This is a genomic window from Wolbachia endosymbiont of Nasonia vitripennis, assembly GCF_048054115.1.
GTDB lineage: Bacteria > Pseudomonadota > Alphaproteobacteria > Rickettsiales > Anaplasmataceae > Wolbachia.
In genome coordinates, this window is record NZ_JAFEVF010000020.1 from 1 (window position 1) to 15,317 (window position 15,317).

Genomic DNA, 15,317 nt, shown 5'->3' on the forward strand with positions numbered 1-15,317 from the left:
CTTACTTTGTTTGCTTGTCAGATCAAGTCTAAACTATTACAAATAAGGTCAATTTTTCACCTTTCTAGAGAGTATAGTTGCTTAATTAAATGTGTTTTTTCTGGTCACTAATTAAAGTGATATAGGGCTATTCATCTTTATCATTACCAAGTTCTTTTAACATACTGTAGTTGCCTTTTCTAAATTTACCTTTTAAAGATGTAACTCCACTTTCGCTAATTCCACTTAAACTTAATGCTGCTCCACCTAGCTGCAATCCAATTTCAGATGTTTCGGGAATAATTTTACTAGCCCCTAGATCTTTATAAACCTCCACATTATTCAAATCTGGCAAACGTATTATAATATTTACATGCGGAAAATTTGCTGCAACTAGAGAAACTATTTTCTTTATAGTAACTTCGTTCTTTATCGAAACCACAAGAGCTTGAGCTCTTTCTATTCCTACTGATTTTAAAATTTCATATCTTGTAGCATCTCCAAGATATATAGGAAAACTGTCATTTTTTCCTTCTTTTACTATTTTTGATTGAATATCTACAACAACATAACTTAAATGCTCTGCAGTAAGCATTTTTGTTACCATATATCCCACTCTACCAAACCCAGCAACTATTACGTGATTATAAAGGTCTTGTGTGTCTGTTTCGATTGCTTCATCGTCTAGTATTATTTTTTCAGTGCTAAATGAATTTGCTATCCAGTCTCCAATTCCCGATAAAAGAGGAGTAAAAGCCATAGTTACTGTAGTTACCATCATAAGCACTTGAGCGATTTCACTTGATAGTACATCTAATTCATCTGCTAAACGGAATAAAATAAATGCAAATTCACCGCCTTGTGCAAGCAGTAATCCAGCTTGTATTGCAGGTGCACTTCTAAATCCAAAAAATCTACACAATGTATATATAATGGACGTCTTTAAAACGATAAGGATAATTGATAATAAAGTAACGAGTGGTAACTTATTGAGTAAAAGGTCAATATCAATAGACATGCCAACAGTCATAAAGAATAAACCAAGAAATAAGTCTTTAAATGGCAATACTGCATGTTCTACCGAATTCCTGTGTTCTGTTTCTGCAACTAGTAACCCAGCAACAAATGCGCCTAATGCCATTGATAAATGAAATTGTTCAGTAATAAATGCTGATCCTAATATTATCAGAAGTGTTGTTGATATAAAGATTTCATTACTCTCCATTTTGGCAATAACCGAAAACAATGGCCTCAGTAATAACCTACCAGTTACAAATATCAACACCAATGCAATAGCTGCTTGCACTAATGAGCCTGCCAACGAGCTTATTAAGCTGTGTTCAGAATTGCCAGTAAGCAGGGGCACTAGTACTATTAGAGGTACCACTGCAAAGTCCTGCATTAGTAGCACTGCTATTGACAATCTACCAACTTGGCTTGCTTGAGAACCCTTTTCTTGCAGAACCTGCAACACTATTGCTGTTGAGGATAGTGCAAGTCCACCACCAATAACTGCTGCCATGTTTGTATTTACTCCAAAGGCAAGAGCAATGCACCATATTGCTATCATGGTAACTATAACTTGAAGGGAACCAAACCCAAACACATGCCTACGCATAGCGATAAGGCGTTCAAATGTCAATTCAAGACCTATAATGAACAATAGGAAAACTACGCCAAACTCTGCAAAGTTATCCATTACTTCAACTGAATGTATCAGATTAAATCCATGAGAACCAATCAATGCACCTGCAACAAAGTAACCAAGTACTGGGCTAATATTCATTTTCCAAAACGCTATGACTATAAACACAGCAGCAGAGAGTAAAATTATAATATCAAACAAATGCTGAGAGCCGCTGTGCATAATATTTAACCTGTAGAATTAGACCATTTTATTGAACAACCAATGCTTGATTTTTGGTCAACTGGAGGATTGCTAGTTTCTGCAATAAATTTCATGGCTTGAAATAAATCACTACTTCCTACTTCGTAATTTTGAACTTTCTCTTTTTTTGTGTTGTTAAAACGCCCGCGATAGCAGAGGGCTAGTTTGGAATTAAAGCCAAAAAAATCAGGGGTACAAACAGCACCATACTCTTTAGCTACTTCTTGGTTATTGTCAATCAAATATGGAAATGTAAACTTATTTTCCTTGGCAAAATTAATCATGTTTTCAAAGGAGTCTTCTGGGTAGTCATTTACATCATTTGGCATGATTGCAACGGTGTTTACCTGATAATCTTTTTTCAACAAATTAACATCGCTTACTAGATTGCTAATAATTGATTGAACGTAAGGACAGTGATTGCATATAAACATTACAATGAGACCATTTTCCCCATAGCAGTCACTTAATGTATAATATTTGTTATCCACTCCCAGGAGATTGAAATTCTTTGCAATAAAGTCTAAATCTATCTTAGGAGTGTCTAGCGTAACCATAGCTCATAGAGAATTGTATACCATAATTTATGATCTTATTGCTTAAATGTCAAATGGTTTCTATGTACACTGTTTGCATTTAGCATTGTAATTATAAAATTTATGTTCATAACCTTCGAAGGAATAGATGGTTCTGGTAAAACAACACAGTCTGAGTTACTTGCAAATTATTTCAAGCAAATTCACGGTGAAAATAATGTCGTATTGACTAGAGAACCAGGTGGTACTGATTTTGCAGAAAAAATAAGAGGATTACTACTTAAGGATAATATTGATCCTATTTCTGAACTCTTGCTGCTTATCTCGATGAGGCACGAACATATGAAAAAATTAATATTGCCAGCTCTTAAAGAGGGAAAGACAGTTATTTGTGATCGATTTATCGATTCAACTATTGCGTATCAAGGGTATGGACTAGGTGTTGACTTGAGTCTAATAAGAGACTTACACAAATTAGTGGAAATTAAATATCCAGATATCACATTTATTTTAGATATTGATGTTCAAGTTGGACTCAGCAGAGCAAAGGATAAAAATAAGTATGAAGAAATGAGCATTGATTTCTATCATAAAATTCGAAAAGGATTTCAAGAAATAGCTATAAAAGAATCTAATAGATGTAATGTTATTACTGGAATTGAAAAAAAAAGTGATAATCATGTACACAATGAAATTATTGATATTGCAAAGACTTAGCTATACGTATTGAACTTTTGCTAACCTAAACAGTTACTGCATTAACCTGTGGTAAAAAATTATCAATTTTAGGTGACGTTATTTCATACGAAAGACTCTCTTTTTGATTAGCTAAAAAACTTTGTATTTCATTTTTAGGTTTTTCACTTATTGTTCTATATATTCTTGCGCGATTAATTAGCTCATTTCTACTATTCTTATTGCTTACTTCAGTTATGGTAAAAAATTGATCAAAGTGATTTAACAGATCCTCGTCTTTTATCGAGGATGCAACGCTATCAATTTCTCTTACATATAAAGCAAGTTTGTGCGCTTTGCTACGATCCTCAAAACAAAAGTATAGCCCTTCTCATAATAGTCCAAAAAGAGTAAGATATGGATTGATAGTAGTGGAAGGTAAGGATGCCAGTAGCATATAGTTATGACTTAAGAAAAAAGGTAATGGAAGCATTGGATGAAGGAGAGAGTGGAGAAACTGTTGCCAAGAGATTTAAGATCGGAAAAACAACTTTATATGAGTGGAAGAAAAGACGTGAGAAAACGGAAGATTTTCAGTCAAAAAAGCCTGGAAGCGTGGCATAAAATTACCGACTGGAATGCATTTGCCGAATTTGCAAATGAGCAAGGTGGCAAAACTCAGTCAGAGATGCTGGGGCAATATTAGTAGACAAACAATTCATCGAGCACTTAAAAATATAGGATTCACAAGAAAAAAAAGACCTACGGATATAAAGAAAGAAATGAAGAAAAGCGAGCTCAATTTTCAAAGGTTATAGCAACAAAAGAACCTAAAGAATTAGTGTATATAGATGAGTCTGGCATTGATAACACTGAACCTATGGGTATTGCCAGAAAGGACAGCGGTTTTATGCCCTAAAATCTGGGAAGAAAACTCAACGAATTAGCATGGTTGCAACCTTAAGTGGAAGAAAAATAATTGCTCCGTTAACCTTTGAAGGCCACTGCAATATGGATATCTTTAATAAATGGTTTGAGCAGTTTCTGACACCGATTTTGGAACCTGGACAAACTGTTATCCTTGATAATGCTACTTTTCATAAGTCTAATAAGATTTGCTAAAGGAGTTGGTGCAGAAATTTTATATCTTCCTCCATATTCTCCAGATTTTAACAAAATTGAACATTATTGGTTTGCTATAAAAAACAGAACCAGGAAAAACATTCCTTTATTCAAATCTTTTCGTCATGCTGTCGATTCTTCTTTCTTATGACCTTTTTGGACTATTATGGGAAGGGCTATAATACTGAAAAAGCAGCTTAATGGTGTGTATAAAAGGTATTTACTAGACGTTTTTCTATAATCTAATTAGCATCTAGAGGATTGACTTTATGAATATTGTCCTCTAAACTGCCGTTACCAAGATTCGAACTTGGGACCTCGTCATTACCAATGACGTACTCTACCACCTGAGCTACAACGGCAAGTTCACGTATTATGATAATGAATAACATGAAAAAAAATAAGGAAAAAGAAGAAGAGAGAAAAAGATTGGCAAAAGCTTTAAAGCAAAATATTCTAAAAAGAAAAAAACAGCAACAGAGTAGACAAGATGCCAGAACTCCCAGAAGTGGAAGTAATCTCTAACTTCTTATTTGATAAAATCAAAAATAAGAAAATAAGCAATGTGACAGTCAATAATTGTAATTTGCGTGTACCAATAACGAAGAATATTGATGATTTGCTAAAGGGCAAAGTTATAAATGATATCAAGCGTAGAGGTAAATATATAATCTCGAATATAGATGCTAGTATGGCTGTAATCATACACCTTGGCATGAGCGGAAAGCTTATATATGCTGAAGACAATCAAGCACAGAACAAACATGATCATGTGATATTCTTATTTTCTGACAACACTTCACTAATCTTTAATGACCCAAGAAGGTTTGGATTAGTGATTGTTTTAAACAGAGAGCAAGAACTAAATTTTTTTAATAACCTAGGAATAGAACCCCTCACAGATGAATTTGACGGACATTATTTACAGAAGTTGCTAAAGAACAGAAAAGCAAATATCAAATCAGTATTAATGAATAATAAGCTAATAGTTGGCGTAGGTAACATATATGCTTCTGAGAGCTTATTTAGAGCTCGCATATCACCACTTAGGCTAGCACAAGATTTAACATATATAGAGTGCGAAAAACTTGCTATCGAAATAAAAAATACTCTGAGTGATGCAATTGCTGCTGGTGGTTCAACACTGAAAGATTATGCACAACCATCTGGATCTGCTGGATACTTTCAAAATAACTTTTACGTATATGGTAAAGTGCAAAAACCTTGCAGAATCTGCAACAATATCATAACACTTATACGACAAAATGGTCGTAGCACTTATTTTTGCAATGCATGTCAGAATTAAATTTTATTTTTGAATATGACACTCTCACCTGAAAAAGATCCTTTTGATTTGTTTTCAAAGTGGTATCAAGAAGTACTTAATTTTCCGTGTAAAGAGTCAACTGCAATGACGCTAGCAACGTGTAGCAAAGACTGCATTCCATCTGCAAGAGTGGTATTACTAAAGGAATATAGTAAAGAAGGTTTTGTGTTCTTTACTAACGTAAACAGTAGAAAAGGAAAAGAATTGACTGAGAATCCCAAAGCTGCACTCGTATTTCATTGGACAGAATTTTCTAGACAAGTACGAATTGAAGGAGAAGTTAGGCTTCTAAGCGGCAAAAAGGCTGACGAATATTTCTCCTCTCGAGCACGTGATAGTCAAATTAGCGCGTGGTGCTCAAAACAATCAAGAGTTCTGAAAAATTGGCAAGATTTTGAGCAGGCTATAGAATTGAAAGAGAAAGAATTTCACAATATACAAGTTTCTCGTCCTGACTTTTGGGTGGGATTTTGCGTAATCCCAAAGGTAATTGAATTTTGGCAAGAAGGTGAATATAGGAGACACACTAGATTTAGATATACTCTTGTTGAGAAAAGCAATTGGAAAGTGGAACAATTATATCCCTAACATTAGAGAAAGCTACTCTGCAGATCAAAAATAAGGATTTATTGTCATAACAAGGAAAGTAACTTTTTATGGCTTAAAAACTTGTTGTATGTAACGTATTGTAATACTTACGCAAAATATTTTAGTGCATTCTCAAATATGAGCATTCCATCACCATATTTTGGCATAGCCACTCCTGAACGTTTACATTTTTCTTTTTCAAGAGGCCAGTTGTCCTGCTGAGTAAAAAATATTCCTCTCTCTGGGTGAGGCATTAAAGCTAAAACTCTACCACTTTTGTCTGACAAAGCTGCCAGGTCGTATATAGATCCGTTTGGATTGTAAGGAAATTGTAAATTTGCATAGTCACCATTTTCATCAACGTAACGCAGTGCAACGGAATTATTTTCAATCAATTGATTTAAAATATCTTGATCCATAAAAAACCTGCCTTCTCCATGAGCAACAGGAAGATATAGCTCACTCAGGCCCCGTAGCCAAACAGAACTACTCTGCGGATTAACTCTCACTCTAATCCAACGACATTGGTAATTACCTATATCATTAGAGGTTAAAGCTAGATTAGAGAATTCTGGAACTAATTTTACTAATATCTGGCAACCATTACATATCCCTATAATAAGCTTATCCTGAGATAAGAAATTTTGAAATTCGTCTAACAAGTTGTTTTTTATACGCAAAGCAAATGCATTACCAGCACCAGTATCATCACCATAGGAAAAACCTCCTGGAATTGCAAGTATATTGCTTAATTTCAGTTCACTTGGATTATCTATAATATCATTAATGTGAACGATTTTTACTTCAATATTATTAATACCAAGCTTTCTTCTGCATTCCATAAATGCAAATGCAGTTTCTTTTTCGCAATTTAAGCCATAACCAGATAGGATTGTAATTTTCATGAATCAAAAAACTCGAACTTTCTTTTTACAAAATTTGCTATTAAATTCAAAGCAAATAGCATTAACAATAAAGCTATAATTGCAATGGCAGCAAGCTCAATAAATGCAATTTCAGGACTACTTGACCATATGTATATTTGTACAGGTAAAACAGTTGCCGGATCGAAGAAGGATGTAGGTGTATCAGCAATAAATGCTACCATGCCTATCATAAGTAAAGGGGAAGATTCGCCTAAAATCCTTGCAATTGCAAGCACTGCACCATGTATTATCCGTGGCAACGCAATCGGTAAAGAGTGATCCAATATCACCTTGATGTGAGGTGCACCTAGCGCAAACGCTGCATCTTTTATTGCAATAGGAACGTTTGTAAAGGCATTTTTTGTTGCAATAATAATATTAGGCAGCATCATAAATGAAAGAGTCATCCCGCCAACAAGCGGTGAAGAACGGGGTAAACCAAATATGCCCAAGTAGAGAGTCAGTCCTACCACACCAAATATTATCGAAGGCACTGCAGCAAGGTTATTCATGCTAATTTCTACAATACTGGTTATTAGCCTATTTCTAGGCATAAATTCATAAAGACAGATACCTGACATAATTCCTATTGGCAATGCCAACGCTAAGCATACTATAATTGTCATTAATGAACCGATAAATGCCCCTAAAATCCCTGCATTCTCAGGCTCACGAGAATCAGACTTAAGAAACAGAGACTTATTAAAAAATTTTCTTACTCTTCCCTTCTCTTTTAACCAATCAAGTAATTTAGCATAATGATCATTCAAACATTTATTTTTATATAGTGAATTGATCACACTCGATGCGGTAAACCAAATCTCATATTCACCACTATTTTTTACTCTCTTAAGAAAAAACCTCTCTAGCTCCTTGTAAGAGTTACGACTTAAAATTTCGTCACTGTCTTTAAAGTCAATTCCTTCAAACACTTTATGTAAAGAGTTATTGAGTAGGCTAATGGACTTATATCGTAAATCACTAGGATTATTAGTTAAAATAAGATCAGCATTTATTTCAACTGGCAATAAAATTTTCGTTACTGTTAAAGCACTGTAAGAATTAACCAATATACTCAACAATATACACACAGGACAGCCAAGTGAGATAACTAGTGCCGTGAAAGAACAAAAGCGTAACGCTCTGTTCTTTTTATTTTTCCTTTTTATACGAGCATGTACACGCCTTGACTGAAGTAATTTAAGGAATTTTTTCTTTATACTCATTTACTTTTCTTTATATGAGGATTTAAAAAAACTTTCCCCTTTTTCCAGTGATTGACACTGAGATCTAGCAGGCTTTGCCTGCAAATAATTTTTATATTTTCCATGAAAGCACAAACCAAAAGGAGAATCTGGATCCCAGTGTCAAACATTGGGATGACACCACAGCGGTAGGCAAAGTACAGTTGTGCGTCACACATTGGGATAATAAGAGAGGGTTTTGAGATGATACAATTGATATCACTCCCTATTGTATCTACTTAGATTTTTTTTTAACATAAGTAGTACGTTCTTTGATCCTTGCAGCTTTCCCAAATAGCTTGCACAGGTAATATAATTTTGCTCTACGGACCTTTCCCTTTCTCATCACTTGTACTGAAATTAATGCAGGAGAGTAAACAAAAAATTGTGATACTATACTTTCTCCATGACTTACCTTTCTAACTGAAAAAGAAGAGTGTAATCCACGATTTCTTTTTGATATACATACGCCCTCAAATATCTGTATACGCTCACCCGTACTATCAACTACCTTAAAAGTGACCTTCAAATCATCGCCAGGACAAAAAGCTGGCATCTCTTTGGCTAACCTTTGTATTTGTTGTTCGTTAAATTTTTCAAGTAAGTTTGTCATTTATCATCTCCATTCAACAATTCAGGTCGACGTTCCTTTGTTCTAACATATGACTGTTCCCTTCTCCAATCACTTATTTTTCTGTGATTGCCAGACAACAGAACCTTAGGAACTTTGTACCTACTCCACTGCTCAGGCCTAGTATATTGAGGATATTCAAGCATACCACCACTATAACTAAAACTTTCTTCAGCAACGCTATCGAAATTATTTACTACACCTGGAAGAAGCCTAATACATGCATCAAGAACCACCATTGCAGCTGGCTCACCTCCCGAAAGTATATAATCTCCAATACTTAACTCATAAGGAGTATACACATCAATTACTCTTTGGTCAACACCTTCAAATCGACCACACAATATTGTTACATGAGGAATTTCTGTTAGCTCCTTTGCAATGCTCTGATTAAATTTTGTACCAGATGGAGTCATATAAATAAATCTAGTATTTTTATGAGCAGAAAGCACATTATCAACTGCATTGCCAATCACATCTGGGCGCATAACCATCCCTGCTCCACCTCCATATGGAACATCATCTATAGTTGAATGTTTATCTTTAGCAAAAGAACGAATATTTACTATTTCAAGATTCCATATTTTTTTTTCCAACGCTCTTCCAGCAAGAGAATAGTTCAAAAATCCGGGGAACATTTCTGGAAATATGGTTAATATTGTAACATTGAACGCCATTAAGGTTTATTTTAAGTTATTTGGGGCTATACTCTAAGAACAGTAAATTGATATGATACATAGTTAAATTAAATATGTCACTGAATAAAACGATATACGAAGGTAAAGCCAAAGTCATTATTGAAACTGAAGACTCATCAACTGTTATACAGTACTTTAAAGATGATGTTACAGCGTTCAACAAGAAAAAATATGAAATTATTGAGGGCAAAGGAATAATTAATAATCATGTTAGTGCTTTTATCATGGAAAAGCTTGAAGAAGCAGGAATTAGCACGCACTTTATAAACACTCTAAACGAAAGAGAACAGCTAGTCAAAAAACTCAAGATAATACCTCTTGAGATAGTGGTTAGAAACATTGCAGCTGGCAGCTTTTGCAAACGTTTTAATATCAAAGAAGGTGAGACACTTACATCTCCTATAATCGAGTTTTTTTACAAAAATGATGACCTAGCCGACCCAATGGTGAATGAAAATCACATATTATATTTTGGTTGGTTATCTCATAAAGAAATGGAAGAAGTTAAAACTACAACTTTAAAGATCAACAAAATCTTAGTCGACCTATTTTCAAATGCAAATATATATTTAGTTGATCTCAAGTTAGAATTTGGCAAATTGATAAACAACAGCACTAAAATCATTTTAGCCGATGAAATCAGCCCTGATAATTGTAGGCTATGGGATAAAAATACGCATAAAAAGCTAGACAAAGATGTTTTCCGTTTAAATCTAGGAAACTTAAAGGAAGCATACTCAGAAGTTGCAAAAAGACTGTCAGTAAAGTTAGACTAACTAAATACTACTCTATCAAGTGGAGGGTTACATGCCTCATCAAGTTTTCCAATAATCTCAATTTTTTCTCCACGCTTTTGGAAATGGCTTTCCACATCCTTCATATTATCGGGATCTACAATCAGTACTATACCTATGCCGCAATTAAATGTTTTTAACATTTCTCTCTTTTCTATTTTGCCTTCTTCTTTCAGCCATAAAAATATATCTGGCCATTTCCAAGAATTAATATTTATGTCTACAAATAAATTTCCTGAGAGAATTCTTGGAATATTGTCTATTAACCCGCCACCTGTTATATGCGCAATGCCTTTTACCTTTGGCATAATAGGCAACAAAGAATCAACATATATCTTTGTTGGCTTAAGTAATATTTCACCCCAAGATTTATTATTCCATGGAGATATATCATTATAATTTATACCTAAGCTTTTAAAAATATGGCGCACCAAAGAAAATCCATTTGAGTGAATTCCATTTGATTCTAAACCAACTACACAGTCACCTGCTTTCATTATACTACAATTTGGAAGAATTTGCTTTCGATCAACAACACCAACCACAAACCCTGCAAGGTCATAGTGATTGTTACCATACATTCCAGGCATTTCTGCAGTTTCTCCACCAACTAATGCTATTTTAGATTCCTTGCACCCTTCTGCAATGCCCTGGATTACAGACAATAAAACGTTTTTGTTTAAAACGCCTGTTGCAAAGTAATCAAGGAAAAATAAAGGTGTTGCTCCTTGTGCAAGTAAATCATTTACACACATTGCAACTAAGTCTATACCTATAGTATCATGCTTATTCACCTCTTGAGCTATTAATAGTTTTGTGCCCACTCCATCAGTTGAGGAAACAAGTACTGGATGGTCGTATTTCTTACTCAGCGAAGAAAAGTCAAACAATGCAGAAAATGATCCTACTTCACTAATTACTTCTTCTCCTTTAGTCTTTTCAATAATAGGTTTAACTTTTTTTATTAGTTCATTATATAGTTTAAGGTCTATTCCAGATTTAACATAAGTATTCATAACGCCTTCATAAATCTTATAATTATTAATACTACATTAATGCTTTGACACAAAAAGCGCAACGAAACTTTCTCTTAAATTGACTACTACATGCCTACCAATATAGGGTTAACTTAAATCATTTATACTTTTATCCAATGAATAAAAACATAATGTTAATAACAGAGTGCCTATCAGGACGAATTCTTCATGATTTTGCTAGTTCTATGCAAGGAATAGTGGGTGGATTGGAAGAGCTTGAAGAAAACAACCCTAATATGCAAAACGAAGCATTGTCATTGCTTAAAGAAAGCTCCGATGATTTAATATATAAATATAAAGTTATGAAGCAAGCGTATTCTCATTCATCAGATAATTGCAGCTTTGTTAAGACTAAATCCAATATAGAAAATTATTTATTAAAAAAAAAAGTAAAGCTTCAGTGGAGAGTAAGTGAATGTCCTACAGAAAACTTAATTGAAAAAATAAATAAGATAATTTCCAATATGGTGATAACTATAATCAGTGCAGTGGCACAAATTGAATTAGTGTCTATTTTACTGACTAAAACAGAAGATAAAACACTACTCACTATAAAAGTAGTAAATGAACATAAATCAATAAGTACATTATTAGTGAGCAAATTAACAAAAAAAAATGATATTCGTTTGGATACAAAAGACATTATTATCTATATGACTTCTTTACTGTTAGAACAGTATAACACTAAAATCAATTGCACTTGTGAAAGTAATTCACTGAATATAGGCTTAACTATAACTTGAGATGGCTTCATATTTCATAAAAAGGAATCGATACTATAAATTTGAATCTTGGATAAGGAAAGGAAAAATTTTGTGGAGTAACCTAGACATAAAATCTGTAGTTAATTTGCAGGAAGTGTTAAATAAACCATACGCGTCAAGTTAAGGAAATATCGTGAAATATAGCAACATTTGAGATGGATATTTTATTTGTTACATTTATTTTTTTAGGGAGTTCTTATCTAGAAGAAGATGATTTTTTCAGAAGAATCTATAAATTAATAACTTTATTACTTAATATATAAAATAGTTTTTTTTCGTTTCCTTTCTTCCTTATACCACTTTTCCTTAACTTGACGCGTATGGTTTATTTAACACTCCCTAATTTACCTCACAACTCATTTTAACATATATGAAAATAATGTTTAAAGAATTTTTTCCTGCTTTTTCCTGCAATAATGAATTATTATGAAGCTTGCATTTTCTGTCGCTTACTACTGGGATAGTTTGATAGTTGCAGTACATGTCTATCAATGATAAAATAAAGATCAGTTTATTTTGATACTATGATTAGGGTACTCTTTGTTGCACTATTATTTTTTTGTGGTGGTTATGCACTTGCAAAACAGGAACCAAGACCAATAGCTGGTGATAACCACATAAAGGTAATGAATTATAATCCACAGGCTATACATAAGTACACGGGCTTTTATGGTTATCAATCCAGCATATTGTTTGAGCCAGGGGAGGTAATAGAGAGTCTTTCAATGGGTGATGCAACCGGTTGGCAACTCCTTCCTCAAGGTAATAGATTATTTATTAAGCCTATAGATGATATTGCCGATACTAATGCAACTATAATTACCAATAAAAGAGTTTATTATTTCGAATTTCATGCTGAAGAAGCAAACGGGCTAGATGATCCAAGGTTAGCATATGAAGTAAGGTTTCTTTATCCACTGTTCAACAGTGATGAAATTTATTCAACGAGTAACGGTGATATTCTAGAGCAAGCCAGTTATACCACTATCCCTGATATAAGTGATATTGAGGTTATAAAGAAAGGCTTGAATTTTAACTATTCCATCTCGCACGTTAAAGGCAGTCAATCAATAATACCAATTAAGGTTTTTGATGACGGAAAATTTACATATCTACAATTTAATAAAATAAACTCTGATTTCCCGGCAGTTTTTATGGTTGATTCTGCAGGATATGAGTCCTTGATAAATTTTCGTACAGTTGATGACTACCTGATAATTGAAAGAGTAAGCTCGGTATTTACCTTAAGAAACGGATCAAGTACAGTCTGCCTGTTTAATGAAAACATACCTTTCAAAAAAGGTAAGTGATTAAAGGCTATAGTATTCTTATAGGTGCAAAATTCTTTCTATGGTGCTTCGTAATTCCATGAAGGCCAATAGCGCTGAGGTGTTCTTTTGTTCCATATCCTTTATTTTTATACCAATTATATTGAGGATGTTTATTATGCAATTCTTCCATAAGCCGATCTCTTGTAACTTTTGCAACGATTGAAGCGGCTGCAATTGATATACTTAAACTATCACCATTCACTACAGACTTTGTTTGCCATTTCACTTCAAGTGGTTGGTTACCATCAACTAACACATAATCTAGTTCTAAATCTAAATTTACCAGCGCACGTTTCATTGAAAGCTTTGTTGCTTGCGAGATATTGTATGAGTCTATCTCCTCTACACTTGCCATTCCTATACCAAATTTTGCAACAGACGTTATTTTTTCGTATAGAACTTGCCTACACTTAGGGGTTAGCTTTTTTGAGTCGTTTATTCCATCAATAACCGTATCTCTATCAGTAAATATTACAGCTGCAGATATCACTGGACCGGCAAGCGGACCTCTTCCAACTTCATCTACTCCTGCTATAATTCCTGATAATGTATTTTCTAATGTGAAATCTGGATATTTCATAGTTCCTATAATAAGAAAGTTAAAGCAAAAATCGAACAAACGATAGAAATTATCCAAAATTTTATAACTATTGTATTTTCTGACCACCCTTTCTTTTCAAAGTGATGATGTATTGGTGTCATAAGGAAAATTCTTCTTCCTGCTCCATATCTAAATTTTGTATATTTAAAATATGATACCTGAATAATCACAGATAAAGTCTCTATTACAAAGATTATTCCAATAACGGCGAAAAGTATCTCTTTTTTAATTAGAACACTAGCGAGCCCTAAAGCTGCACCGATTGATAGGCTTCCAACATCACCCATAAATATTTTTGCTGGATGTGTGTTAAACCACAAGAAACTTAAAATAGCTCCTATAAATGCAATGCAGAATAAAGTAATGTTTACATCTGTCTGAGTGATGTATGCAACTAGTCCCAAAAAAGCAAAGGAAGTAATGGCTTGAGTTGCAGCAAGGCCATCTAGGCCATCTGTAAGATTCACAGCATTAGAAGAGCCGACAATTACAAATGCAGCAAACGGAAGATATAGATAGCCAAGGTCGATTGCTACTTCTCTAAATAGAGAAATTTTTGTAAAACCTTCAGCAGATTGTAGCTTAAGTATAAACATACAGACCAGAGTAACGACAAACTGAATAAGTATTTTGGTTTTTGCACTTAAACCTCGGTGGTGATTTGTCTTCAATTTTAAATAGTCATCAATAAATCCAAGTAGAGCAAAAAATAGAGTTATAAATACCAGCAATGAAATTTCTGGTGTTAATTGAGTCCAAAGCAGGATTGGTAATAAAGCAGAAGTTAGTATTATTATTCCACCCATAGGTGGTATATTCTTTTTTGTTATTAAATGACTTTCTGGTCCATATGATCTGATTGGTTGTCCATCTTTACTTATCTTTTTTAGAAGTTTTATAAAATAGGGAAAGAGAATAAACCCAAAAATAAATGAGATAAAAAACGTCTTTGTAGCTGAGATCACCTGCGTATTCAAAATTAACTAGATATTATACCAAAAGCTTTACCTAATCTCAATTTATACCTTTTTATCAGCTCATTTTATTTGGAGTAAATTTAGTTATTGATTAGTTATAGCAAAGTTTGCATACTGATATTTAGTTAATGGTAAGAGGTGGCATATGTTAGATTATATGTAATAGTTTAGACTTGATCTGACAAGCAAACAAAGTAAG

Annotated in this window: 16 protein-coding genes, 1 tRNA gene and 1 pseudogene; 8 read left to right on the forward strand and 10 right to left on the reverse strand. The window is 33.7% G+C overall.

From position 1 onward, the window contains the following. Nucleotides 1–127: 127 nt before the first annotated feature. Nucleotides 128–1,846 carry a monovalent cation:proton antiporter-2 (CPA2) family protein gene (locus JR053_RS03660; RefSeq protein WP_010403808.1) on the reverse strand — a complete coding sequence of 573 codons (1,719 nt, stop codon included), beginning with the start codon at nt 1,844–1,846 and terminating at the stop codon, nt 128–130. A 5-nt stretch (nt 1,847–1,851) separates the two neighbouring features. Further along, the gene (locus JR053_RS03665; protein ID WP_010403810.1) at nt 1,852–2,424 is read right to left on the reverse strand and encodes a thioredoxin family protein; all 573 of its coding nucleotides are present in this window, start codon (nt 2,422–2,424) and stop codon (nt 1,852–1,854) included. A 102-nt stretch (nt 2,425–2,526) separates the two neighbouring features. On the opposite strand from JR053_RS03665, the gene tmk reads away from it, so the two are divergent. Next, nucleotides 2,527–3,120 (forward strand): dTMP kinase, encoded by a 594-nt coding sequence (gene tmk / locus JR053_RS03670; RefSeq protein WP_010403811.1) that lies wholly within the window; start codon nt 2,527–2,529, stop codon nt 3,118–3,120. Nucleotides 3,121–3,522: 402 nt separating this feature from the next. Continuing rightward, nucleotides 3,523–4,351 (forward strand): annotated as a pseudogene (locus JR053_RS03675) (IS630 family transposase). A gap of 138 nt (nt 4,352–4,489) precedes the next feature. Here JR053_RS03675 and JR053_RS03680 read toward each other — a convergent pair. Continuing rightward, nucleotides 4,490–4,562, reverse strand: a tRNA-Thr gene (locus tag JR053_RS03680). 19 nt (nt 4,563–4,581) lie between these two features. Between JR053_RS03680 and JR053_RS03685 the strand changes: the two genes are divergently transcribed. Genes JR053_RS03685 through pdxH form a run of 3 tightly spaced genes read left to right on the forward strand, consistent with a single transcriptional unit; the run spans nt 4,582 to nt 6,115 of the window. After that, nucleotides 4,582–4,725: a hypothetical protein gene (locus JR053_RS03685; protein ID WP_164819321.1), complete on the forward strand. Its 144-nt coding sequence runs from the start codon at nt 4,582–4,584 to the stop codon at nt 4,723–4,725. After that, on the forward strand, nt 4,691–5,506 hold the full coding sequence (gene mutM / locus JR053_RS03690) for a bifunctional DNA-formamidopyrimidine glycosylase/DNA-(apurinic or apyrimidinic site) lyase (protein WP_029237631.1): 816 nt from the start codon (nt 4,691–4,693) through the stop codon (nt 5,504–5,506). Before JR053_RS03685 ends, mutM begins: the two co-directional genes overlap by 35 nt. Before the next feature lie 15 nt (nt 5,507–5,521). Then, nucleotides 5,522–6,115 carry a pyridoxamine 5'-phosphate oxidase gene (gene pdxH / locus JR053_RS03695; protein ID WP_010403668.1) on the forward strand — a complete coding sequence of 198 codons (594 nt, stop codon included), beginning with the start codon at nt 5,522–5,524 and terminating at the stop codon, nt 6,113–6,115. 107 nt (nt 6,116–6,222) lie between these two features. Here pdxH and JR053_RS03700 read toward each other — a convergent pair whose 3' ends face one another. From JR053_RS03700 to trmD, 4 genes are all read right to left on the reverse strand, one after another. Then, nucleotides 6,223–7,020 carry a phosphoribosylformylglycinamidine synthase subunit PurQ gene (locus tag JR053_RS03700; RefSeq protein WP_010403666.1) on the reverse strand — a complete coding sequence of 266 codons (798 nt, stop codon included), beginning with the start codon at nt 7,018–7,020 and terminating at the stop codon, nt 6,223–6,225. Continuing rightward, nucleotides 7,017–8,267 (reverse strand): PstA family ABC transporter permease, encoded by a 1,251-nt coding sequence (locus JR053_RS03705; protein ID WP_010403664.1) that lies wholly within the window; start codon nt 8,265–8,267, stop codon nt 7,017–7,019. Before JR053_RS03705 ends, JR053_RS03700 begins: the two co-directional genes overlap by 4 nt. A gap of 253 nt (nt 8,268–8,520) precedes the next feature. Continuing rightward, nucleotides 8,521–8,898 (reverse strand): 50S ribosomal protein L19, encoded by a 378-nt coding sequence (gene rplS, locus JR053_RS03710; RefSeq protein WP_007302278.1) that lies wholly within the window; start codon nt 8,896–8,898, stop codon nt 8,521–8,523. Continuing rightward, entirely contained in the window at nt 8,895–9,593 is a 699-nt protein-coding gene (gene trmD / locus JR053_RS03715) for a tRNA (guanosine(37)-N1)-methyltransferase TrmD (RefSeq protein ID WP_010403659.1), read from the reverse strand. Before trmD ends, rplS begins: the two co-directional genes overlap by 4 nt. A 74-nt stretch (nt 9,594–9,667) precedes the next feature. On the opposite strand from trmD, the gene purC reads away from it, so the two are divergent. Beyond that, nucleotides 9,668–10,390, forward strand: coding sequence for a phosphoribosylaminoimidazolesuccinocarboxamide synthase (gene purC, locus JR053_RS03720; protein ID WP_010403657.1), 723 nt, complete (start codon nt 9,668–9,670; stop codon nt 10,388–10,390). Here purC and purM read toward each other — a convergent pair. Further along, entirely contained in the window at nt 10,387–11,424 is a 1,038-nt protein-coding gene (purM, locus tag JR053_RS03725) for a phosphoribosylformylglycinamidine cyclo-ligase (RefSeq protein ID WP_010403655.1), read from the reverse strand. The genes purC and purM overlap by 4 nt on opposite strands. 137 nt (nt 11,425–11,561) lie before the next feature. Here purM and JR053_RS03730 point away from each other — a divergent pair, with 137 nt between their 5' ends. Next, nucleotides 11,562–12,188 (forward strand): histidine phosphotransferase family protein, encoded by a 627-nt coding sequence (locus JR053_RS03730; protein WP_010403653.1) that lies wholly within the window; start codon nt 11,562–11,564, stop codon nt 12,186–12,188. Between the two features lie 545 nt (nt 12,189–12,733). Then, entirely contained in the window at nt 12,734–13,519 is a 786-nt protein-coding gene (gene virB9, locus JR053_RS03735; RefSeq protein WP_006014058.1) for a P-type conjugative transfer protein VirB9, read from the forward strand. Nucleotides 13,520–13,526: 7 nt separating this feature from the next. On the opposite strand, the gene JR053_RS03740 is transcribed toward virB9, so the two are convergent. Together JR053_RS03740 and mraY are read right to left on the reverse strand one after the other, a co-directional pair. After that, nucleotides 13,527–14,120: a ribonuclease HII gene (locus JR053_RS03740; protein ID WP_010403632.1), complete on the reverse strand. Its 594-nt coding sequence runs from the start codon at nt 14,118–14,120 to the stop codon at nt 13,527–13,529. A 5-nt stretch (nt 14,121–14,125) separates the two neighbouring features. After that, nucleotides 14,126–15,106: a phospho-N-acetylmuramoyl-pentapeptide-transferase gene (gene mraY / locus JR053_RS03745; protein ID WP_029237630.1), complete on the reverse strand. Its 981-nt coding sequence runs from the start codon at nt 15,104–15,106 to the stop codon at nt 14,126–14,128. Between the last annotated feature and the right edge of the window lie 211 nt (nt 15,107–15,317).